This window comes from Nocardia sp. NPDC023733 (assembly GCF_040639775.1).
Lineage (GTDB): Bacteria > Actinomycetota > Actinomycetes > Mycobacteriales > Mycobacteriaceae > Nocardia > Nocardia rosealba.
Genome location: NZ_JBFAAN010000001.1, coordinates 2,032,111 through 2,054,215, shown reverse-complemented (window position 1 = coordinate 2,054,215; position 22,105 = coordinate 2,032,111). Strand labels below are relative to the sequence as shown.

The following is a 22,105-nucleotide window of genomic DNA, read 5'->3' as shown; positions in this document are numbered from 1 at the left end:
TCCTTCGATGGGTGGATCCCATCAGCCGTGCGCGCTCGGCCAGCGGGTTTCCGGCAGGTCGTGCGGATAGGGGACGACGAGTTGCCGAGAATCGGCTACCGGTCGACCTTTCGCGGGCGGAGGGGATCGTCGACGAACCAGCGGCCGTCGAGTTGCGGTAGGGAAGTTCGGACTTCGCGGAGGAGGTCGGGGAGCGTGAGCAGGACAGCGTCGGGTTCGGCCGCCACCAGGTCGGCGGGGGAGATGATGGGGACGTCGGTTCCCGGCATGCGTCGGCCCTGTTTGCCGGGCGAGGCATCGGCCACCCCGGCGAGGAGTTCCCGGTGCGCGCCCGCCATCGCCAGGAGGGCGACAGCGCGGGAGGCAGCGCCGTAGGCGAAGGTCCGAAGACCCTGGGCGGCACGGTCTTCCAGCCAATCGTGGAGAGCGTCGACGTGGCGATCCACCACCTGCTGCAGTCCGCCGGCCGCCGCTAACACCTCCTCCTCGGCTGCCAGCAACTCCTCGACCGCCCGGGCGGCGGGATGCGAACCGTGACGTGCGGCGACCAGCACCGTGCCGCCGTAGAGGTCGAAGTCCCATGCCGTCACGACGCTCATCCCCGCCGCGGCGAGAAGGGTGCGCAGGGAGGCGAGAGAGTAGTAGGCGAAATGGCCGTGCCGCAACGCATTCCACTGCCCCTGCGCCACGATCGCGGCCAGCGAGTGGAACTGCACGAGCAGCACACCCGCGGGCGCGGTCGCTGCGGCGCGGGCGGCGAAGGCGGCGCGCTGGTCCGGTTCGTGCATGATGCCGAAACAATCGAGAACTATGTCTGCGGGGCCGGTGGCTTCGGTGAAACCGGGCAGCGGCAACCAGGTACCGCCGTGCGGACTGCCGAACTCGGTCACGGTCGCGCCTGCGAGCAGACCGGCCGCCCGTACCCGGTCGATCGCGTCGGCCGCCTGATCGCGCAGCGCCTGCGGTTCGATCCCGCGCGGTTCGGCGGTGACGGTGTCGTCGTCGGCGAGCTGCGCCAGACCGCACGCCGCGCACCGGTCCATCCGCAGCGGATGCCCGGACTCGGCAGGCTGGACCGGGGAATCCCGAGATGGGAAGTGGTCGGCGGCGGGCACCGTGCCCAGGTCGAGCAGGGTGCGCAGCGCGGTGTCACCGCAACCTCGGCAGCGGCGGGTCATGGCAGGATGTCCTCGTGCGTATCGAAGCGACCGAACTGGCCGACGTGGTTGTGCTCGTCCCCGAGCCGTTTCGCGACGACCGCGGCCTGTTCACCCGCACCTTCGACGCCGAAGAATTCGATGTTCATCTCGGAATCGACGGTGCCGCAGCGAGATTCGTACAGGACTCGCAGTCGCGGTCCAAGCGCGGGGTGATCAGGGGCATGCACGGGCGCGGCGGTCGTGGCGAGGCCAAGCTGGTGCGTTGCGCGCACGGCGCGGTGCACGACGTACTCGTCGACATCCGCCCCGGTTCGCCCACTTTCGGTGCGCGGCAAGCCTTCCGCCTCGACGACGAGCTGTTCCACCACCTGTACGTGCCGCCGGGCTTCCTGCACGGCTTCCAGGCGCTCACCGAGGTCGCCGACGTGTGCTACCGCATCGACCGCCCACACGACCCCGCCGAAGACCTCGGGGTCGCCTACGACGACCCCGACCTGGACATCGACTGGCCGCTGCCGGTGACCGTGGTCTCCGAGCGCGACGCGCGCGCGGGCAGCTGGGCGCGGCTGCGCGCTACGCTGACGCCCGCGCACTGATCCGGCGCAACCGCTCGTCGAGCACACCCGCCTCGCACAGCCCACGCAGGTGCGGCAGCCGGGTGAAACGCTGGAAGAACGCCTCGGACGTGAGTCCGCGCGTGGTGTATTCGGTGAACAGCTCCTCGGCACCGGCAGGCACCGTCCACGCAGCCTCGAAGCCGAGGACCTCGCGCGCGGCCGAGAAGTCGACCCGGTACGAGCGCGGATCGGCACCGCTCTCACCGGTGATCACCAACCGCGAACCCGGCACCGCGTCCACCACGGCCCCCGCGATCTCGGCGACGGTGAGGTTGTTGACCTCGGTGCCGATATTGAACGCGCGGCACGAGACGTCGGCCGCCGGCGCGGTCAGGCACATCGCGAACGCGGTCGCGATATCGGCGGCGTGCACCAGCGGGCGCCACGGCGTGCCGTCGGAGAGCACCTTCACCTCACCGGTGAGCACCGCGTACCCGACCAGGTTGTTGAGCACGATATCGGCACGCAGTCGCGGCGAGAACCCGAAAGCCGTTGCATTGCGCAGGAATACCGGGACGAAGTCGTCGTCGGCCAGCGCCGCCACATCGTCTTCGACCCGCACCTTGCTCTCGGCGTACGGCGTGATCGGGCGCAGCGGTGCCTGTTCGGTGACCAGCTCCTCGCCCGCCGCGCCGTACACCGAACACGTGGAGGCGTACAGGAACCGGCGCACCCCTGCCTCCTTGGCCAGCCGTGCCAACCGGACCGAGGCGTAATGGTTGATGTCGTAGGTGATCTCGGGCGCCAGCGCGCCGAGCGGATCGTTCGACAGGGCCGCCAGGTGGATCACCGCGTCGAACCCGCGCAACTGCTCGACCGTCACCTCCCGCAGATCCACGGCGAGACCCGCTGGGTCACCGGCGAATTCGCCGAGCACACACTCGGCGAAGTACCCGATGTCCAGACCCGTGACCTCGTGGCCCGCGGCCTGGAGCATCGGGACCATCACTGTGCCGAGGTACCCCTGATGCCCGGTGACAAGTACCCGCATGTTCACGTCTGTTCCCATCTGATGATCGCTTTGTCGAGCACGAACGCCTCGGCATACGGCGCGTGACACTGCACGCCACGCATCCGGGCCAGCCCGAGGAAGGCCTGTTCGTCGAACCAGTCACGGCCCGTCTGCGACGGATAGTGCTCGTGCAGCAACTGCGACTTGCGGTGCAGCAGTTCGGCATCCATCGGGTGGTACAGCGTGGGCGCCGGAGTGTCGGTCTCCCACTTGAGGATCTCGTAGCCGAGGGTCAGGTGGTCACGGAACTCGGTGGGCACCAGCTCGGCGAGCAACCGGTGATCCTGGTGAGCGTCACCGCGATGCGGCGCGAACACCACCTCCGGTTCACCGCCGCGGCGGAACGCGGCGAGCGCGTCCTTGATCCGGTCCCAGTGCGCGGGCGCGCGCCCGTCCGGCACGTCGAGCACCTCGAGCTCGGGTTTCGTCCCGGAGCAGAAGGCGGTGAGCGCCGCGCGTTCCTCGTCCTCGCGCGCGGTGCCGCCACCGGAGAGCACCAGTGCCCGCACCTCGACCTCCGGGTCGGCGGCGGTGAGCGCGAGCAGGGTGGCACCCATGCCGATGGCGATATCGTCACAGTGCGCGCCGAGCACCGCGATCCTCTTCGGCGGGCGGGTGAACAAACCGATCACGCCGACTCCCACACCATCCACGGCCGCGAACCGTTGCGGTAGGCGTCGTCGAGTTCGGCGCGCTCCTTGAACGTGTCGGCGGGCTTCCAGAAACCCAGGTGCCGGTACCCGAACAGGCGGCCCTGCCCGGCCAGCGTGCCGCACGCGTCGGCCACCAGATCGCCCCCGGGCGGCAACAGATCGAAGATCTCCTGGCTGAGCACGAAGAACCCGCCGTTCTCCCACAGCGGCATCCGCGCCACCGGCATGATGTCCTTCACCTCGCCGCTGTCGGTGATGTCCACACAGTGGAACGACGACTGCGGGGGAACGACCATCATCGACGCCGCCGCACCCGAGGCGTGGAAACGCTCGATCATGGTGTCGAGCGGTGCGTCGGTGAGCACGTCGGCGTAATTGGCCAGGAAGAACTCGTCACCGTCGAGATGCTCGCGCACCCGGCGCAACCGCTCACCGATCGCCGATTCCACCCCGGTGTCGACGAAGGTGATCGACCAGTCGCTGATATCGGTGCCGAGCAGTTCGACCTTTCCGTCGCGGATGACGAAGTCGTTGGACGCTGTCTCCTGGTAGGTCAGGAAGAAGTTCTTGATGTGTTCGGCGCCGTAGCCGAGGCACAGGATGAACTCTTTGTGCCCGAAGTGCGCGTAGTACCGCATCACGTGCCACAGCAGCGGTCGCGGACCGACCAGCTGCATCGGCTTGGGCACGATGTCGTCGGACCCGCCGCGCATGCGCATGCCGTACCCGCCGCAGAACAACACGACCTTCATCGATTCACTCTCGTTTCCAGCTCGCCGCGGTGCAGCACCGGCAGCGGGTAGACCAGTTCGCCGCCCCATTCGCCCACGTGGCGCAGCTGTGCGCTGATCTCGGTTTCGAGATTCCAGGGCAGCACGAGCACCACGTCGGGCCGGTCCGCGTCGATGCGCTCCGGCGGATGGATCGGGATGCGGGTGCCCGGGGTGTAGCGCCCGTGTTTGTAGGGGTTGCGGTCGACGGTGTACTCGAGCAGGTCGGGTCGGATGCCGCAGTAGTTGAGCAGGGTGTTGCCCTTGCCGGGAGCACCGTAGCCGACGACCCGCTTGCCCTGCGCACGGCAGTCGAGCAGGAAGCGCAGCAACTCCTGGCGCACCGCCTCCGCGCGCGGCGCCAGGTCCAGATATCCGACGGGGGTGTGCAGCCCGGCTTCGCGTTCGAGGTCGAGCACCTCGGCGACCCGCGGACCGGGCTCGGCGACGGCGTCCGGGCGCGCCCACAGCCGCAGCGAACCGCCGTGGGTGTCGAGCAACTCCACGTCCACGACCGTCAGGCCGCCCACCGCGAGCGCGCGCTGCGCCGAATGCACGGTGTAGTACTGGAAGTGCTCGTGATAGATGGTGTCGAACTGGCCGTGGCGCACCAGGTTCAGCGCGTGATGCACCTCGATGCTGAGCCAGCCGTCGTCACTGAGCAGGGTGCGCAGCGCCCGGGTGAAACCGCGCAGATCGGGGATGTGGGCATAGACGTTGTTGGCGACGACCAGATCGGCCGGTCCGTGCTCGGCTCGCACCCGCGCGGCCGAATCCTCGTGCAGGAACGCGGTTTCCGTCGGCACACCGACCGCGCGGGCGGCGGCGCCGACATTGACCGACGGCTCGATGCCGAGACACGGGATACCGCGCGCCACCGCGTGCCGCAGCAGATACCCGTCGTTGCTCGCCACCTCGACGACGAACGATTCGGCCCCGAGTCCCAGACGCCGCACCGCGGTGTCGACGAAGTCCTCGGCATGACGCACCCAGCTGTCGGAGAACGACGAGAAATAGGCGTACTCGGTGAAGGTGTCCTCGGGGGTGATCAGTGCCGGGATCTGCAACAGCAGGCATTGTTCACACAGTCGCAGATGCAGCGGATAGGTCATTTCGGGTGACTCGAGCCGCTCGCTGTCGAGGAAGCTCTCACACGCCGGGGTGGCGCCCAGGTCGAGCACGCTCGTGAGCTGCCCGGAATCACACAGCCGACATTGCAACGGGTCCACCTTCATCAGACGCGAGAATTGTCGCGGCCGATGCCGGACATGCCGGACGTCGGTCCTGCGGGACGAGACGTTACAGCGCGGCCCGGACCATAGCCGCCGGAAAATGTTGCGACCCGGAAAACACCGCGGTGCCCATATCGGGGATCAGGCCAGGTGAAACCGCGATCGGCTAATTTTCGGCGAAGACGACCATTCCTGCGATGAATGTGATGTCACCCACTCGGGAAATCGGTTTTCCTGCTTTCATGTCGAAATGCCATGGACTTTGCGTGATCTCGTCCACCGCTCGCCACCTTGCTGAGCTAATCTCTGGATCGCGTTGTGGCGCTTGCGCTTCGATGTGGAGGAATTTCGGCGATGTGTAACGATCGTCCCACGGGTTTCGAATCGAGGGGCGTAGCGGCCATCGCATTGGTCGCGTTCTGGTCGCCGGCGATCGGAAGGGTTCGACTCCCGATAGGGGAGGTGTGTCGGTTCATGAGCTACGAGCTCACCAGTAGTGGCGAGATGGATGCCGTCACCGGCGTGCACGCGGTGCGCGACTTGCGACGGGAAAGCTGGCAGACCGCATTCGTGCGGCGCCTGATCGTCACCGATGCCGTCGCTGTCGTGGGTGCCGTCGGTACCGCGCAGGCGCTGCGTTTCGACGGACCTGTCGACTCGACGCTGGCCTGGCCCTTGCCGTACGACATCGGCTATTCCGCGGTGTCGCTCGCCCTCGCGCTCGGCTGGCTCGCGCTACTGCACGGGTACGGCACCCGCGCACCCCAGGTGATCGGCACCGGCAGTGAGGAATTCCGCAGGCTGGTGTCGGCGAGCCTGCGGCTGTTCGGTGTCCTCGCCATTCTCGCGCTGCTGTTCCGCATCGAATTCGCCCGCGGCTACCTGGCCATCGCGCTGCCCGCCGGACTCTTCGGCCTGATCGCCGGGCGACTGGCCTGGCGCAGGCAGTTGCGCAGCCTGCGGGCCGAAGGCCGCTGCCACACCGCGGTGCTCGTCGTCGGCTCGCCCGAAGCCGCCCACGCCATGGCTACGGCGTTCACCGACGACCCGGCCTCCGGATACCGGGTGGTCGGGGTGTGCGTGCCGACCGGGCCGGGCGAACGGGTCGAAACCCTCGGTGGCGCATCGGTTCTCGGTGACGACCGCTCCGTACTCGATGCCGTGCGCCGCAGCGGGGCCGGCTCGGTGGCGGTGGCCGCGACCGACCATCTCGGCCCGGCCGAATTGCGGCGCATGGCATGGGAACTCGACCCGCTCGGCGTCGATCTGATCGTGGCACCGGGTGTGGTGGACATCGCCGGTGTGCGCCTCAATCACCGGCTGGTGGCCGGGATGCCGATGCTGCACATCGACCGGCCGCGCTACGGACGGGCCAAGTCCACCCGCAAGGCGCTGTTCGACTTCTGTTTCGCGGCCATGGTGGTGCTGCTCAGCGCACCGGTGCTGCTCGCCATCGCGCTGGCGGTGAAGCTGAGCAGCCCCGGCCCGGTGTTCTACCTGTCGGAGCGGATCGGCCGCGACGGCGTGCCGTTCCGGATGATCAAGTTCCGCAGTATGCGCCCGGATGCCGACACCGCCGTCGACGAACTCATCGCCGAGCACGGCGGAAACCCGGTGTTCTTCAAGGTCAAAGACGATCCACGGGTGACGCCGGTCGGCCGCTTCCTGCGCAAATACAGTCTCGACGAGCTGCCGCAGTTCTTCAATGTGCTGCGCGGTGAGATGAGCGTGGTCGGGCCGAGGCCGCAGGTACAGCGTGAGGTCGACACCTACGACGGCGAGATGCGCAGGCGGCTGCTGGTGAAGCCGGGGCTCACCGGGCTGTGGCAGGTGAGTGGCCGCTCGGACCTGTCACCGGAGGATTCGGTGCGCCTGGACCTGTCGTACGTGGAGAACTGGTCGATGGTGCTGGATGTCGCCCTCATCGCACGAACCATCGGGGTGGTCACCCGGGGCGAGGGCGCGTACTGAGCCGGTGCGCCGAACACGCACCGGCCCAGCCCGTTTCAGCGCAGATCGCGGCGACGGTAGGCGAACAAGCCCACTGCGATGCCGGTTCCCGCTACCGCGAGCAGCCAGGCGATCGGGGTGGCGGTGAACTCCGCACCCGGCAGCTTCGGTGGATGCACGAACGGCACGAGATCGAGCACCCACTGCGGGAAGCCGCCCAGTGAGCCGAGCAGGAACCCAACGACCATCGCGCTCAACACACCCCAGCTCAGCGGCGCGAACCGGGGCAGGGCGCCGACGAGCAGCACCGTGACGGCGGTGACCACCCACACGGCGGGCAGTTGCACGGCCGCCGCGGCGAGCGCCTGGCCGATCTTGCTTGCCGGGTCGCCACCGGTCGCGCCCCAGACCACACCGATCGCCAGCCCGGCGGCCAGCAGGCCCACCGCCGGACCGCCGAGGGCGAACAGCAGATGGCTGCCCGCGTACCGGATCCGGCCGACAGCGGCCGCCAGCACGCTTTCGGTGCGACCGGTGTTCTCCTCCTCGTGCAGTCGCAGCACCGCCGACACCGAGTAGGCCGACGCGGCGGCCGCGAGCATCGCGATCGCGTAGGCGATGAACGACTTCTCCAGATCGTCCGAACCGCCGAGCGAGGTGATGACATCACGCAGCGATTCACTGCCGTCGAGCATGTCGCCGATGCCGGTCACCGCGCCACCGATGAGCAGACCGTAGAGGGCGAAACCGGTCGTCCACGCGAGCAGTGACCCGCGTTGTAGCCGCCAGGCCAGTCCGAAGGGCCCCGAAAGCCCGGCGCCCGCGGTAGCCGGTCCCGGTCGGTCGGCCAACAGGCCGGCGCCGAGGTCACGGGTACGCAGCAGCTGGTAGGCGAGCAGCGTCGCACCGGCGCCGAGGACAAGCAGCGGCACGAGCACCCACCAGCGCTCCTGGGCGAACGGCCGGATCTGCAGGCACCAGCCCACCGGCGAAAACCACGACAGCACACCGTTTCCCGCGTCACCGACGGCACGCACCGCGAACGCCGCACCCAGGGATCCCAGGGCGATGCCACGCGCGATCCTGGCACCCGTGCTCAGCTGCGCGGCGACCGCGGCCACCGCGCCCCAGACGACCCCGGACCCGGCCAGTACCGCACCGAACGCGACCGACCCGGCGAGGGGCAGGTCTGTCGCGAGCAGTGAAGCCGCACAGGCGATTCCGGCGATCGCCGACGCGCCGTAGGTGAGCAGGAGCGCGCCGGTGAGGCCGGCGAACCGGCCGATGCTCGTCGCGCCGACCAGTTCCGCGCGCCCGGTCTCCTCCTCGACCCGGGTATGCCGGATCACGGTGAGCACGGCCGCGATCGCGATGAGCGCGTACATGGCCCCGGCCTTCCAGGTGCCGATCGAGCCGAGGGCCGAACTGAACACCGGGCCGTACATGGCGACCAGCGCCGGGCTGGCGGCCGTCGTCGTGGCGAAACTGTCGAGCTGTTCCTGTGTCGTGTAGAGATCCTTGATCGACACCACCTGGATCGCCGGCATCAGCCCGATCAGCAATGCCCATAGTGGGGCGACCACCCGGTCACGGCGCAGCGCGAGCCGCAGCATCTGCCCGGTGCCGGTGAATTCGTCTGCGGCGCGGGATGTTCCGGAGAAACGACCGGTGGCGGCGAGCGTGCTCATGCGCGCACCTTCTCGGGCTGATCGACGTGGTAGTGGCGCAGGAACAGGTCTTCCAGCGTCGGGGGAGTGCTGGTCAGGCTTCGGACACCGGCGTCGCCGAGTACCCGGATGAGCGCGCCCAGGTTGTCGGCGTCGACCTGGCAGCGCAGGGTCGAACCGTCACGCTCCACGTCCTCGACGCCGGCCAGCGTGCTCAGATCGCCTGGGTCGCCGATCAATTCGGCCGTGATCGCGGTGCGGCTCAGGTGTCGCAGTTCGCTCAGCGAACCGGATTCGACGGTGCGCCCCGCCCGGATGATGGTCACCCGGTCGCACAGGTGCTCCACCTCCGAGAGGATGTGGCTCGACAGCAGCACCGTCGCGCCGCGCGCGGCCGCATCGCGCACACATTCCTGAAAGACCTGCTCCATCAACGGATCCAGGCCCGAGGTCGGTTCGTCGAGGATGAGCAGGTCGGCCTCGGCGGAGAACGCCGACACCAGCGCCACCTTCTGCCGGTTGCCCTTGGAATACGTGCGTGCCTTCTTGGTCGGGTCGAGTTCGAAGCGCTCGATCAACTCGGCCCGGCGTGCCTGATCGAGCCCACCGCGCATGCGGGCGAGCAGGTCGATGGTTTCCCCGCCCGACAGCGACGGCCACAGCGTGACATCGCCTGGCACATAGGCGATCCGCTCGTGCAGCGACACCGCGTCGGCCCATGGATCGCGGCCGAACAGCAGGGCCGAACCGTCGGTGGCTCGCAGCACGCCGAGCAGAATGCGGATGGTGGTGGACTTGCCCGCACCGTTGGGTCCGAGGAACCCGTGGATCTCACCGGGCCCGACCTGGAGGTCCAGCCCGTCGAGAGCGGTGAAGCGGCCGAAAGTTTTGCGCAGGCCCTGGGTTTCGACGACCTGCTGGGTGGGGGACGGCATTGCTACTCCTCGAGGAGAGAGTCGAGCAGAGACGGGTCGGTCAGCATGCCCTGGGTGTAGAGCTCGACGGCCGGGAAGGTGAGTTCGGTGGACAGCTCGCGAATCGCCTTGCGGTAGTCGAGTTTTCCCTCGCGCTGACTACGCATCTGCAGATAGAGGTTCATGGCTCCGACATGGCAGAGCACCAGATAGCGGGCACGGGCCACGGGATCGTGGCTCGGTTTGATGCGGCCTTCGTCGACGGCGGTCTGGGTGTACTGCACGGCGTCGTCGATCATGTGCTCGAGCAGCGACTCGGCAAGCGGTCCGCCGGCCTGGAAGCTGCGGAGCATGTAGGCCACCAAGGGGGCATAGATCTCGATCTCGGCCAACGCGTCGAGCATCCCGGTCGGACCGGTGGCGCGGATGGCCCGCAACTTCTCGTCGCGGATGATCTCGATCACTCGTTCGTCGCACGCCGCGCGCAGGCCGTCCTTGGACCCGAAGTGGTGATTGACCAAGCCCGGTGACACCCCGGCGGCGGTGGCGATGGCACGCACGCCGACACCGAATCCCTGCTCTCCGAACAGGTCGATCGCGGCGTCACGGATGCGCGCGGCGGTGCTCAGGTCGGTGGGGGATCCTTGCGAAACGGGCTGTTGGTTAAACACATGTTCAATATACTAAACGAGTGTTCAATCCGTCCACAAGAGGTTGCCGGAAGGAGTTTCACCGCCGCCGGTACGCCGCCGACCGGGCTATGGTCGAAGACATGGCTACCGGCACATCGACGACGGCAGAACACCTCCGCGCAGCGCTGGACGGACCGTGGCGCGCGGTCAGGGAACAGGCACGCACCCAGCTCGCCGACGACCGCTTCACCGGCGATCCCGACCTCGATCTGAAGGACGCCCGCGCACGGGTGCTCGAGCAGATGCGGGTCATCGCGGGAATGGGTTATCCCGAGCGTGGGTTCCGCCCCGAGAACGGGGGCACCGGGGACCCGGGCGGCGCAGTCACCGGTCTCGAGATGCTGGCCTACGCCGACCTCTCGCTGTGGGTGAAATCCGGCGTCCAGTGGGGCCTTTTCGGCGGTGCGGTGGAAAACCTCGGCACCGAGCGCCACCGCGACTACATCAAGCGGCTCATCTCCCTCGACCTGCTCGGCTGTTTCGCGATGACCGAGTCCGGGCACGGCAGCGATGTCGCGGTTCTCGAGACCACGGCCACCTATGACCCGGCCACTCAGGAATTCGTGGTCGACACCCCGACGCCGTCGGCGCGCAAGGACTACATCGGTGGCGCCGCCGAGCACGCCCGGATGGCGGCGGTGTTCGCCCAGCTCGTCACCGGGGGCAAGAACCAGGGCGTGCACTGCTTCCTGGTGCCCATCCGCGACGAGAACGGCGCCGACCTGCCCGGCGTCACCACCTCCGACGACGGCCGCAAGGGTGGTCTGCCCGGTGTCGACAACGGCCGCATCGTGTTCGACAACGTGCGCATCCCGCGCGAGAACCTGCTCAACCGCTACGCCGATGTCGCGCCGGACGGCACCTACACCTCCGAGATCGAGAACCCGAGCAGGCGCTTCTTCACGACACTCGGCACATTGGTACGCGGCCGGGTGAGTGTCGGCGGCGCCGCCGCGGCGGGTGCGCGCGTGGCGCTGAGCATCGCGGTGCGCTACGCCCTTGCCCGGCGTCAGTTCGCCGACCCCGACACCGGTGCGGAAACCCTGCTGCTCGACTACCGCAGCCACCAGCGCAGGCTGCTGCCGCTGGTCGCGAAGTCGTTCGCGCTGGCCTTCGCGCAGAACGACCTGGTGCGCCGGATGGACCTCGTTCAGCGTGGCGCCGAGATCGAGCCCGGCGCGCAGCGTTCGCTGGAGAAGCGCGCCGCGGGTCTGAAGGTCGCCCAGACCCGGCACGCCACCCGCGCCATCCAAGAATGCCGCGAAGCCTGCGGCGGCGCCGGGTATCTCACCGAGAATCGTCTCGTGACGCTCAAGGCCGACACCGACGTGTTCACCACCTTCGAGGGCGACAATGTGGTCCTCACCCAGCTGGTCGCCAAGGAACTGCTCACCGCCTACGCCGACGAGGTCCGCGACCTGGACGCACTCGGCTGGGTGCGCTTCGCCGCGACGATGGCGGGCGACGTGGTCCGCCGCAATACCGGTGTGCGCCAACTCATTCAGACGCTGCGCGACCGAAACGACGAATCGGTCGACGAGGGTGACCTGTCCAAGCGTGATGTGCAGCTGCAGTTGTTCGCCGACCGCGAGGACTACCTGCTGCGCACCGCCGCGCACCGGCTGCGGGCCCGTGCCGAGGACACCGGTCCGTTCGAGGCGTTCAACAACGCCCAGGACCACATTCTTGCCGCCGGCGCCGCCCACATCGACCGGCTGGTGCTGGAGGAATTCGTCGACGGGATCGCCGCCATCGAGGATCCCGATGCCAGGGCGCTGGCCGAAACCGTCTGCGACCTCTACGTGTATTCCTCGCTGGAGGAGAACCTGGCCTGGTACATCATGCACCGGTTCATGTCGGTGGAACGGGCCAAGGCGGTTCGGCGCGGGGTGAACGAGCTCGTCGACCGGCTGCGTCCCGACGCGCTCACGCTGGTGGAGGCGATGGGTGTGCCGGAGTCGATGCTGCGGGCCGAGATGCTGCACGACGCCAGCGTTTTCGACCGCAGCTGACAGCCCACACCCCCGCGACGGCGAGGGTGACCGCTGCCGCCGCGCCGCCGAGAACATCGGTGGCGTGGTGGTAGCCCCGCTCGATCATCCCCAGGGTGACCGGGACGAGCGCCAGCGCGGTGAGCGCGACGACCACGAGCCGCGCCCGGGCGCTCGTCACCAGACACGCGAATGTCGTTGCGACCGCGACCAAGTGGACGGTGTGGCCGCTCGGGTAGGCCAGATAGTCGTGTAACTGCCTGTCCCACAAAGGCTTCAACAACCACGTATTGATCGTCACCGCGACCTCCGGGACGACGAGCATCGTCGCCGCGCGCCACCACTGGCGCCGCACCAGGAACCAGCAGCAAAACCCCAGCAACCCGATGAGTACGGTCGCGCTGTTGCTCGGCGACACCAGAATCGAGCCCCATTCGGGGGAGACCGAACGCTGCACCGGTTCGGCTATCGCCCGGTCGATATCGGTCGCCCCGTCGTCGGCCGGAAACGTCAGCGGGATCAGGGCGGTGACGCTCGCGCAGGCCGCGAGGACGGTTGTGCGAAGTGCCTGGCCGGGGTGGATCACGGCCCCGACGATAGCGTCCGGTTCAGGCCGGCCCGTAGGTGAGCACAGCGGTGACCACGAACCACAGCACCCACACGATCGCGATGATCATGCCGACGGCGAGGGTGATCCGCAGGAACGCGCGCCCGAAATCGAGATCGCCACCGACCCGGGGGTACAGCTTCCACGGGCTGTACCAGGGTGCGACGAGACCGCGCCGCGACTGCGCCTCCTGCTCGAGCCGTGCCTGCTCCTCCGCGTACGCCTCGGCCTGGGCCTGGGTGGGCCCACCGTGCCACAGCGTCACATCGATCGGCCCGAGGAAACCCTCGTTGAGCAGATCCTGCGGGGCGGGCAGGTACGGCAGGATGCCGAGGCCACGGAAAGCGATGGCGATGTCGTTGGCCGTCCACCGGTTGTGTTCCTTTTCGGCGAGCACCTCGAAATACTGCTCGAGCCGGTAGGGGTCGTCGGTGACGACCACGTCGAAACTCGGGTCGTGCCAACCCTGATGGATGTCGATGTCGGCGCCGGGCTGCGGCACGATCAAGCCGAGCCCGTGCACCGCACGCTGCCCGAGCCCACGCGCGGCGAGGTAGTCCTGCAGCGCGAAGGTGTGCTCCCTGGAGCGTTCCAGCGGCGTCGACTTCTCGCCACCGGCGAACTGCGCGAGTTCACCGGAGACCATCCACGGGCCGTTGAGCGGGATCTCGAGGACACCGTGCTGGGTGGCGGTGAACGTTTCGGCCTCGATCACCACACAGCTGGTCGGTGTCCACACCACCGCGTCGAACTGGTGCAGCCGATCGTTGTGGAACAGGCTGCAGTTGATGGTGGCGACACCGTGCGGACTCGACGGGTCCTTCCAGGTGCGCAGCCAATTGATCAGTGCCCGCTCGGCATCGGTGCCTGCCGCATTCTGCACGCGCACGAGCATGGAGGTCCGCCCTTCTTGGTCGGTGGCGCCGCAAGCCGAGAACCGTTGGCGTACATCGTAGCTCGCCGACGTGCCGATGCCGGTCAGGATGCGGCCGGTGCCTGGTCGGCGCCGCACGGCTCAGCTGGGCTCGGCGGCGAGCTCGCCCCCCTCGACGGCGGCGACGAGCTGCGCGTGATCGGCTTCGGTGCGGTCGGCGTAGCGCACCGCGAAGCGTGCCACGGCCTCCTCGAAGCGGTCGTCGTCGGCACCGTCGCCGTCCAGGTATCCGGCCAGTGTGCGCGGGTCGAGCGAGCGCGCGTGCGCCCGTGCCAGCAGGGCACCCGCCAGCCTGCCGTAGTCGTCGAGATCGTCGGCGGACAACGCGGCCGGGTCGATGGCGCCCTTGAAGTTGCGGAACTGACGCACGATGAACGGCAGTGGCGTGTCGAACTCGATGGTCGTCCAGCCGAGCAGGATGTCGGTGTCGGACTGCACGCTGCGCGCCCCGGCGACGATGCGCTCACCCTCGTGCCGGTGGGTGGTCGCGGGAAGGAACGGTGCGAGCGCCGAGGGTTTGGCCTGTTTGGCCTGCAGCACCAGCGACTCGCCGTCGTTGCCGTGCAGCAGCACCACGTAACTGTGCAGCCCCACGCTGCCGGTGCCGACGATCCGGAACGCGACATCGGAGACCGCGAACCGCGACAGCAGCGTGCGCCGCGACTCCCGGATGGTGCCCGCGTAGCGTTCCAGCCCGTCGATCACCGCCTCCCGGACCTGCTCGTCGACCGCGGTGAGGACCGGCGGATCACTGATGAAGCAGTGCTTGCGGATGCCGGTCTCGTGATCGTCGATGTGCTCGGTCAGTTTCGCGACCACCTTCGCGCTGGTGTTCTTGCGCGCCTTCTTGGCGGCCTTCTTGAAGTCGTCGTGCAGGTCCTGGGCCTTGGCCTTGGTGAGAATCGACTCGTCGTGCAGATCGGTCCAGGACTGCAGGAACGGCAGCTCGGCGAGGCCGGCGACGGTCCGGCGGTAGGAGGCCGCGGCATCGCGGGCCGCGCGCAGGCAGTCGTCGGCGTCGGCACCGCTCTCGCGTCCGGCCAGGACGAGGCTCGCGGCGAGGCGTTCGAGATCCCATTCCCACGGCCCGAGAATCGTCTCGTCGAAATCGTTGATATCCATCACGATCTCGCCCCGCTGGGTGCCGTAGAGGCCGAAGTTGGCGGCGTGCGCGTCGCCACAGATCTGGGCGGGCAGACCACTGTCCGGACCGGCCGCGAGATCGGCGGCCATCAGGCCCGCCGCGCCGCGGAAGAAGCTGAACGGCGACGCCGCCATCCTGCCGATGCGCAACGGGATGAGGTGTGGCAGCCTGCCCTGGTTGCTGGCCTCGACGAACTCGAGCACCCCCGGTCGGTCGGGACTCTCGGCCGGGCGATCGCGCTCGGTCACCGGCACCTTCGTGGCGGCGGCACGGCCACGGGCGCGGGCCTGCTCAGGGGAGACGGAGGAGCGCAGATCGATACCACTGTCGGACACGACTGTCGAGGTTAGCGGTTCGGCGGCCCGACAGTGCCACGACCGAATCACCTGCCACGAAATGGGCGCGGGTTTCGGCGTGGCCGGATGGCGCGTCGGGGGGTCGGTGCGGTAAGCAGGGGCGTGGCAACCGAATCGGGAACGCCTGGCACGAGCGACACCGACGGCGGTGGCGTGTTCAGCGACCGCATCCTGACCGTGCCCAACGCCCTGAGCGTGCTCCGCCTCATCGGCATCCCCGTCTTCCTGTGGTTGATGCTGGTCGAACATGCCGACGGCTGGGCCTTCGCCCTGCTGATCGCCAGCGGCTTCACCGATTTCCTGGACGGCAAACTGGCCAGACTGCTCGATCAGTCCTCGCGCCTGGGCGCCCTGCTCGACCCGTTCGTCGACCGCTTGTATCTGCTGACGACACTGGCCGCCTTCGTGCTGCGCGACCTGATTCCGTGGTGGCTGGCAGTGATCTTGATCGCTCGCGACCTTGTTCTCACCGTGACCCTGTCGGTGTACAAACGGCGTGAGCTGCCCGCACCGGAAGTGATCTACCTGGGCAAAGCGGCGACCTTCGCGCTGATGTCGGGTCTGCCGTGGCTGCTCACCGGGGAAATGGACTGGGTGGGGGCGGGTTTCGGCTGGGCCTTCGGTTGGGCACTGTTGATCTGGGGCACCGCACTGTACGTGTGGACGGGCGTGCTCTACGCGGGGCTGGCGGTCGCGGTCGCACGATCGATACCGCCTGTGCCGCACCGTGGGAGCTAGCCGTTACTGTTGCGTGCAACGTTCACGACGAAAGGACGTCCTGTGACCCGGACCCCTGAGGATCTGCACTACACCGAGGAGCACGAATGGGTGCGGCGGACCAGCCCCACAGCGGTCCGTGTCGGTATCACCGACTACGCCCAGTCACAGCTCGGTGACGTGGTGTTCGTCCAACTGCCCGACGCCGATGCCGACGTCACGGCGGGCGAGAGCATCGCCGAGGTCGAATCGACCAAGAGCGTGTCCGATATCTACGCCCCGCTCAGCGGCAAAGTCGTTGCGGTGAACGAGGATCTGGTCCAGGCCCCGGAGACGCTCAACACTGACCCCTACGAGGCGGGCTGGTTGTTCGAGCTCGCCTTCGACGACGCGGCGAGCCTGGACGCGGCGCTCGCCGAACTGCTGGATGCGGCGGGTTATCAAGGAGTTATCGGGGGCTGACGCAGCCTTCACAGTTCTCCCTGCACGGGCACGCCCCGGCAGGGTACGGTCAATGCCGAAGACAGCACCTGCTTGCATGGATAATCAGGTTCGAGGAGGAGAGAAACGGTGAGCGAGAACAGGGACCCGGGTTACGGGGAGACCGCGGCCGAGACGACATCGGTCTTCCGCGCGGATTTCCTCAACGAGGTCGATTCGTCGCGCTCCGGAGAGCCGGCCGGCGAACAGCCGGTGCAGGGCGTCGAGGGCCTGCCGGTCGGTGCCGCCCTCCTGGTGGTCAAGCGAGGCCCGAACGCGGGGTCGCGCTTTCTGCTCGACCAGCCGACCACGTCGGCCGGTCGCCACCCCGACAGTGACATCTTTCTCGACGACGTCACCGTCAGCCGTCGGCACGCCGAGTTCCGGCAGGACGACGACTCGTTCCAGGTGGTGGATGTGGGCAGCCTCAACGGCACCTACGTCAACCGGGAGCCGGTGGACTCCTCGGAGCTGCAGAACGGCGACGAAGTCCAGATCGGCAAGTTCCGGCTGGTCTTCCTGACGGGGCCGCGCGCGCAGGCCACCGAGTCGTCGACGGGCGCGGGTTCGCGATGACCCGTCCGGTGCTGGTGCTCGCGAAGGGCGCAGTGCTGTGACCGGGGCGGCGCAGTGGGCGCGCGGAGGGATGTCGATCGGCTCCGTGCTCGACTTGCTGCGACCAGATTTTCCCGACATCACCATCTCCAAGATCAGGTTCCTCGAATCGGAGGGCCTGATCCGGCCGGAACGGACACCGTCGGGATACCGGCGGTTCTCGGTGGCCGACTACGAACGGCTGCGTTTCGTGCTCACCGCACAGCGCGATCAGTACCTGCCGTTGAAGGTGATCAAGGAGCAGTTGGAAGCGATCGACAGCGGTGCTGCGACGTTGGGTGTGCGTGAGGCGCGAGCCCGCGCGCACTCCCTGCGTGGCGTCAAGGAGTACACCGAGGACGACGCGCCCGCCGCGCCGCGCCGCCTCGGTGTCGTTCCGGGGGAGATCACGCCCGAAGAATTACGGTTCGATGTCGCGGTGCGGCTCACCCGCGCCGATCTGCTCGCCAAGGCGGGCATCGAGGAGCGTTTCCTCGACGACCTGCTCCGCGCCGGACTCATCGTCCCTGGCGCGGGTGGGTTCTTCGAAGCCGATTCGGTGACGCTGGCGCGCGCGGCCAAGGCGATGGCCGAATTCGGTTTGGAGGCACGGCATCTGCGCGCGTTCAAGCTGGCCGCCGACCGTGAGGCGGCGCTGGTCGCCCAGATCGCCGCACCGATCGCGAAGAGCCGCGACGCCGACGCGCGGGCCCGCGCCGAGGAAACAGTTCGCGAATTGGCCGCGTTGTCACTGAACCTGCATGCGGCACTGGTGAAAGCCGCAGTGCGCAACGCGTTGGGTAGCTGACGCGCGCGAGCGCCGGGTGGCCGGATTCGCCTAGACTCGTGATACCGGGCGGGGCAGCGGTCGTGCCGTCGGCGGCGAGTATGGGAGGCAGGACTACGCATGAGAGGTCAGCGGCCGGAGGCGGCAGCGGAGCGTAACCACGGAGGCCGCCCGAGCATGCGAGGTGTAACAGCATGAGTGAGATGCGCGTTATCGGCATCCGTGTCGAGCAGCCACAGAACCAGCCCGTGCTGCTGCTGCGGGAGGCGGCGGGCGAGCGGTATCTGCCGATCTGGATCGGGCAGGCCGAGGCCACCGCGATCGTGCTCGAGCAGGAAGGGGTCACCCCGATCCGTCCGCTCACTCACGATCTGATCAAGATTCTCATCACCGAACTCGGACACACCCTCAAGGAAGTGCGGATCGTCGATCTGCAGGAGGGCACCTTCTACGCCGATCTGGTCTTCGACGGCGACCTGCGGGTCTCGGCCAGACCATCGGACTCGGTAGCCATCGCGTTGCGCGTGGGATGCCCGATCTTCGCCGAGGAGCCGGTGCTCGCCGAGGCCGGGCTGGTGATGCCCGACGAGCGTGAGGACGAGGTCGAGAAGTTCAAGGAGTTCCTCGACTCGGTGTCCCCCGACGACTTCAAGGCGACCGACAGCTAGGGCCGGACTTTTTTCTGACCCTGAAGTAGAGGTCGAGGGAATCGCCGCTCACGGTGCTTGGTCCGATGACCGTATGGGTCCGACAATGACAGGAGTAACCTCGAAAGTCGGGCAACATCCGTCGTGACTCCGGTACTCGAGAACGTCGGCAGAGCAAGGAGCGGTCAGTGGAAGAGCAAACGCAGGATGTAGTGCAGCCTGGCTTGTTCCCGGACGACTCGGTTCCGGATGATCTGGTCGGTTACCGGGTGCCGAGCGCGTGTCAGGTCGCGGGAATCACCTACCGTCAGCTCGACTACTGGGCGCGGACCGGGTTGGTCGTCCCGTCGATCCGGGGCGCGGCGGGATCTGGGAGCCAGCGGTTGTACTCGTTCAAGGACATCCTTGTCCTCAAGATCGTGAAGCGCCTGCTGGACGCGGGCATCTCTTTACAGAACATCCGGATCGCCGTCGATCACCTGCGCAGTCGTGGCGTCGGCGATCTGGCCGGGATCACCCTGTTCTCCGACGGCACCTCGGTGTACGAATGCACCTCACCCGAGGAAGTCGTCGATTTACTGCAGGGCGGGCAGGGCGTCTTCGGAATCGCGGTCAGCGGCGCCATGCGGGAACTGACCGGCGCCATCGCCGACTTCCCCGCCGAACGAGCCACCGCGATCACCGACCGCCCGGAGGACGAGCTGTCCTACCGCCGCAAGGTCAGGGAGAACCGCAAGACCGGTTAGCGGTGCGCAGTGATCTCGCGCGTACACGGTGACTCCGTGTACGCGCGATTCGCGATCACGTGTGCGAGGCGTCGGTCGAGCAGTCAGAAGGTGCCGTGGGCGGGCGGCGGAGTGCCGTGGAGTAGGGCACGGCCGAGGTGATGGTATTTCCAGCGGACCGGGTCGTGCAGTGTGTGGGTCCTCGCGTTGCGCCAGAAGTGGTGCAGGTTGAGATCCGCTGCGGCACTGCGGGTTCCGCTCACCTCGAACAGTGCGGCCGACACGTCGACGGCCGCGCGGTCGGCGACGATCTTGGCCGTCGCGACGGCGAGGGACGCCTGACCGGCGGCGGTCTGTTCGTCGGCGCCCGACAGCGTGCCCCGGATCGCCGAATCGACGGCGGTCGCCGCGGCAGTCAGCGTCGCTTCGGCCGTCGCCACCGTCACCACCAACTCGCCGAATCGCTGGATCAGCAGCGGGTCGTCGATGGCACGATCGACACCGGCCTCGAACCACGGCCGGGCCTGGCTCCGCACGAATTCCGTTGCGGCGGTGAGGGCTCCGCGTGCGATGCCCGTGTCTATCGCGGCGTGCAGAAGCTGGGCGTACGCGCCGTAGGCGGTGGGCCCGGCGAGGGCTTTCGCCCGGGGGACGAGCTGCTCGGCGCGCACCCGCACATCGTCCAACTCGACGGTGCCGCTGCCGGTGGTGCGCTGACCGAGGCCGTTCCAGTCGTCCACGATCCGGACGCCCGGCGTTCGGGCCGGTAGGTAGACGATGTATTCGCCCGCGGGCAGGCCGCTGCGCGCGTCCGGGTCGTCGAGCCGGGTCAGCACGGCCAGCAGGTCCGCGAACAGCGAGCCGGTGCAATAGTATTTCGTGCCGTCGATCCGGAATTCGTCGTCCACCGGACGCAGCGTGGTCGAGATGTCGGTGATGGTCCGGCCGCCGCGTTCGGATTGGGCATTGGCGATGCGCGCACCGGCGAGGACCGCTCGAAAGTATTCGCGTCGCTGTCCGTCCGTGCCGGCCAGGCGCAACAAGTTCAGATAGACGAAATGACTGTGCGGGATCTGCGCGATGTTCGGGTCGGCCACCGCCAGCAGCCGCACCACTTCCGTGACCACGCTCGGCGCCAGATCCGCCCCACCGAATTCGGCGGGAACCGTGATCGCGAGCAGACCCGAGGACGCCAGCCGATCCAGCTGCGCGTACGGCAGTTCGCGGTCGCGATCACGGGCGGCGGCGCCGGGCGCGAACTCGCGGGCGAGCTCGGCCGCGACGGACACGGCCTGGTCGGCGGAGGTGATGAGCTGGGCGGTGGCCGCGGTCATCAGCCGACCACCGTCGCGGGAACCCGGGCCGCCTCGAGTTCACGGACCAACGGCAGCACCTTCGCCCCGAAATACTCGATGTCCTCCTGGAAATGCAGGAATCCACCGAGAATCAGGTCCACCCCGAGATCGCGATAGGCGACGATCCGCTCGGCCACCTGCTCGGGGGTGCCGATCAGCTGGGTGCGGAATCCGTCGTTGTACTGCACGAGATCCTCGAACGACGAATCCGCCCACATACCCTTGCGGTCGCTGGTGGAGGCACCCGCCTGCTGCACCGCGTCGCGGAAACCCTCGACCGCGGGCTTGTTCGCCTTCTCGATGATCTCGCGCAACGTATCGCGCGCTTCCTTCTCGGTGTCGCGGGCGATGATGAACCCGTTGAGCCCGAATTTCACCTCGCGGTCGTTCTCCCGGGCGACGGCTCGCAGATCGTCGAGCTGTTCGGTGACGCCGTCGAAGTCCTTGCCGTTGGAGAAATACCAGTCGGCGTAGCGGCCGCCGTTGCGCCGGGCAGCCGTCGAGTTACCACCCTGGAACAGTTCGGGATTGGGCCGCTCCGGGGTGTTCAGCGGTTTCGGCTTCAGGGTGAAATCGCGGATGCGGTAGAAATCGCCGCCGTAGTTCACCTCGTCCTCGGTCCAGATCTTGCGGATCACCTCGAGGAATTCGCCGCTGCGCCGATACCGTTCGTCGTGCTCGAGCCAGGGTTCGCCGAGAGCCTGGAATTCGCCCGCGAACCAGCCCGACACCACATTGATCGCGAACCGGCCGTTCGAGAGATGATCGGCGGTCGCGCCGAACTTCGCGAGCACCGCCGGATGCCACAACCCCGGATGAATGGCGGCGATCACCTTCAACCGTTCCGTGGCCAGCAACAATGCCAGGCTGAAGGACGTGGATTCGTGCTGGAATTCGGCACCGTAGGAGGCGGTGTAGCGCACCTGCGAGAGGGCGTAGTCGAAGCCGTTGCGTTCCGCGGTCTGCGCGAGCTTCTTGTTGTACTCGTAATCCCAGCTGGTGCGCTGTTCGATATCGCTGGTGACGAGGCCACCGCTCACATTCGGCACCCAGTAGGCGAACTGGATCTGATCGGTGATCCGCTCGGTTGTCATAGCTGCT

21 protein-coding genes and 1 pseudogene are annotated in these 22,105 nt (G+C 67.9%); 9 read left to right on the top strand and 13 right to left on the bottom strand.

The features are described 5' to 3' along the window. Window positions 1–95: 95 nt before the first annotated feature. A complete protein-coding gene (locus AB0F86_RS09495) occupies window positions 96–1,178 on the bottom strand; it encodes a methyltransferase domain-containing protein (RefSeq protein WP_356983206.1) in 1,083 nt (360 codons plus the stop codon). Between the two features lie 14 nt (window positions 1,179–1,192). Here AB0F86_RS09495 and rfbC point away from each other — a divergent pair, with 14 nt between their 5' ends. Next, window positions 1,193–1,756, top strand: a complete 564-nt coding sequence (rfbC, locus tag AB0F86_RS09490) for a dTDP-4-dehydrorhamnose 3,5-epimerase (RefSeq protein ID WP_356983205.1) — start codon at window positions 1,193–1,195, stop codon at window positions 1,754–1,756. On the opposite strand, the gene AB0F86_RS09485 is transcribed toward rfbC, so the two are convergent. The 4 genes from AB0F86_RS09485 to AB0F86_RS09470 are packed head-to-tail and all read right to left on the bottom strand — an operon-like array spanning window position 1,734 to window position 5,432. Next, the gene (locus AB0F86_RS09485) at window positions 1,734–2,768 is read right to left on the bottom strand and encodes an SDR family oxidoreductase (protein ID WP_356983764.1); all 1,035 of its coding nucleotides are present in this window, start codon (window positions 2,766–2,768) and stop codon (window positions 1,734–1,736) included. The genes rfbC and AB0F86_RS09485 overlap by 23 nt on opposite strands. 2 nt (window positions 2,769–2,770) lie before the next feature. Next, complete coding sequence (locus AB0F86_RS09480; RefSeq protein WP_357171656.1) at window positions 2,771–3,433, bottom strand: PIG-L deacetylase family protein; 663 nt, start codon at window positions 3,431–3,433, stop codon at window positions 2,771–2,773. Further along, window positions 3,418–4,194 (bottom strand): glucose-1-phosphate cytidylyltransferase, encoded by a 777-nt coding sequence (locus AB0F86_RS09475; RefSeq protein WP_181698860.1) that lies wholly within the window; start codon window positions 4,192–4,194, stop codon window positions 3,418–3,420. The genes AB0F86_RS09480 and AB0F86_RS09475 overlap by 16 nt, the downstream gene beginning before the upstream one ends. Next, window positions 4,191–5,432, bottom strand: a complete 1,242-nt coding sequence (locus AB0F86_RS09470; protein ID WP_356983762.1) for a class I SAM-dependent methyltransferase — start codon at window positions 5,430–5,432, stop codon at window positions 4,191–4,193. The genes AB0F86_RS09475 and AB0F86_RS09470 overlap by 4 nt, the downstream gene beginning before the upstream one ends. A gap of 486 nt (window positions 5,433–5,918) precedes the next feature. Between AB0F86_RS09470 and AB0F86_RS09465 the strand changes: the two genes are divergently transcribed. Then, entirely contained in the window at window positions 5,919–7,415 is a 1,497-nt protein-coding gene (locus AB0F86_RS09465) for a sugar transferase (protein WP_181698861.1), read from the top strand. Between the two features lie 35 nt (window positions 7,416–7,450). Here AB0F86_RS09465 and AB0F86_RS09460 read toward each other — a convergent pair whose 3' ends face one another. From AB0F86_RS09460 to AB0F86_RS09450, 3 genes are read right to left on the bottom strand one after another with little or no spacing between them, the layout of a single operon-like run. Next, window positions 7,451–9,082, bottom strand: coding sequence for an ABC transporter permease (locus AB0F86_RS09460; RefSeq protein ID WP_356983200.1), 1,632 nt, complete (start codon window positions 9,080–9,082; stop codon window positions 7,451–7,453). Next, window positions 9,079–9,996 carry an ABC transporter ATP-binding protein gene (locus AB0F86_RS09455; RefSeq protein ID WP_356983198.1) on the bottom strand — a complete coding sequence of 306 codons (918 nt, stop codon included), beginning with the start codon at window positions 9,994–9,996 and terminating at the stop codon, window positions 9,079–9,081. Before AB0F86_RS09455 ends, AB0F86_RS09460 begins: the two co-directional genes overlap by 4 nt. A 2-nt stretch (window positions 9,997–9,998) precedes the next feature. Next, a complete protein-coding gene (locus AB0F86_RS09450) occupies window positions 9,999–10,646 on the bottom strand; it encodes a TetR family transcriptional regulator (RefSeq protein ID WP_181698864.1) in 648 nt (215 codons plus the stop codon). A 101-nt stretch (window positions 10,647–10,747) separates the two neighbouring features. Here AB0F86_RS09450 and AB0F86_RS09445 point away from each other — a divergent pair, with 101 nt between their 5' ends. Continuing rightward, window positions 10,748–12,679 (top strand): acyl-CoA dehydrogenase, encoded by a 1,932-nt coding sequence (locus AB0F86_RS09445; RefSeq protein ID WP_356983196.1) that lies wholly within the window; start codon window positions 10,748–10,750, stop codon window positions 12,677–12,679. On the opposite strand, the gene AB0F86_RS09440 is transcribed toward AB0F86_RS09445, so the two are convergent. Genes AB0F86_RS09440 through AB0F86_RS09430 form a run of 3 tightly spaced genes read right to left on the bottom strand, consistent with a single transcriptional unit; the run spans window position 12,594 to window position 15,678 of the window. Further along, window positions 12,594–13,244, bottom strand: a complete 651-nt coding sequence (locus AB0F86_RS09440; RefSeq protein WP_356983194.1) for a phosphatase PAP2 family protein — start codon at window positions 13,242–13,244, stop codon at window positions 12,594–12,596. The two genes, AB0F86_RS09445 and AB0F86_RS09440, sit on opposite strands and share 86 nt — an antisense overlap. A gap of 22 nt (window positions 13,245–13,266) precedes the next feature. After that, complete coding sequence (locus tag AB0F86_RS09435) at window positions 13,267–14,277, bottom strand: nuclease-related domain-containing protein (protein WP_356983192.1); 1,011 nt, start codon at window positions 14,275–14,277, stop codon at window positions 13,267–13,269. A 3-nt stretch (window positions 14,278–14,280) separates the two neighbouring features. Further along, window positions 14,281–15,678: a DUF2252 domain-containing protein gene (locus tag AB0F86_RS09430; RefSeq protein ID WP_356983190.1), complete on the bottom strand. Its 1,398-nt coding sequence runs from the start codon at window positions 15,676–15,678 to the stop codon at window positions 14,281–14,283. Window positions 15,679–15,801: 123 nt separating this feature from the next. Here AB0F86_RS09430 and AB0F86_RS09425 point away from each other — a divergent pair, with 123 nt between their 5' ends. From AB0F86_RS09425 to AB0F86_RS09400, 6 genes and pseudogenes are all read left to right on the top strand, one after another. After that, window positions 15,802–16,437, top strand: coding sequence for a CDP-alcohol phosphatidyltransferase family protein (locus tag AB0F86_RS09425; RefSeq protein ID WP_067638947.1), 636 nt, complete (start codon window positions 15,802–15,804; stop codon window positions 16,435–16,437). A gap of 42 nt (window positions 16,438–16,479) precedes the next feature. Next, window positions 16,480–16,878: a glycine cleavage system protein GcvH gene (gcvH, locus tag AB0F86_RS09420; RefSeq protein ID WP_356983188.1), complete on the top strand. Its 399-nt coding sequence runs from the start codon at window positions 16,480–16,482 to the stop codon at window positions 16,876–16,878. A 108-nt stretch (window positions 16,879–16,986) separates the two neighbouring features. Continuing rightward, window positions 16,987–17,472 carry an FHA domain-containing protein gene (locus AB0F86_RS09415; RefSeq protein ID WP_067488683.1) on the top strand — a complete coding sequence of 162 codons (486 nt, stop codon included), beginning with the start codon at window positions 16,987–16,989 and terminating at the stop codon, window positions 17,470–17,472. Window positions 17,473–17,542: 70 nt separating this feature from the next. Continuing rightward, complete coding sequence (locus AB0F86_RS09410) at window positions 17,543–18,298, top strand: MerR family transcriptional regulator (RefSeq protein WP_356983186.1); 756 nt, start codon at window positions 17,543–17,545, stop codon at window positions 18,296–18,298. Between the two features lie 173 nt (window positions 18,299–18,471). Beyond that, window positions 18,472–18,945 (top strand): bifunctional nuclease family protein, encoded by a 474-nt coding sequence (locus AB0F86_RS09405; RefSeq protein ID WP_067488679.1) that lies wholly within the window; start codon window positions 18,472–18,474, stop codon window positions 18,943–18,945. Window positions 18,946–19,136: 191 nt separating this feature from the next. Then, window positions 19,137–19,670, top strand: a pseudogene (locus AB0F86_RS09400) (MerR family transcriptional regulator); the annotation flags it as partial. A gap of 83 nt (window positions 19,671–19,753) precedes the next feature. Here the strand turns inward: AB0F86_RS09400 and AB0F86_RS09395 are convergent. Together AB0F86_RS09395 and sfnG are read right to left on the bottom strand one after the other, a co-directional pair. After that, the gene (locus AB0F86_RS09395) at window positions 19,754–20,983 is read right to left on the bottom strand and encodes an SfnB family sulfur acquisition oxidoreductase (protein ID WP_356983184.1); all 1,230 of its coding nucleotides are present in this window, start codon (window positions 20,981–20,983) and stop codon (window positions 19,754–19,756) included. Continuing rightward, the gene (sfnG, locus tag AB0F86_RS09390) at window positions 20,983–22,098 is read right to left on the bottom strand and encodes a dimethylsulfone monooxygenase SfnG (protein WP_181698871.1); all 1,116 of its coding nucleotides are present in this window, start codon (window positions 22,096–22,098) and stop codon (window positions 20,983–20,985) included. Before sfnG ends, AB0F86_RS09395 begins: the two co-directional genes overlap by 1 nt. Window positions 22,099–22,105 lie beyond the last annotated feature (7 nt).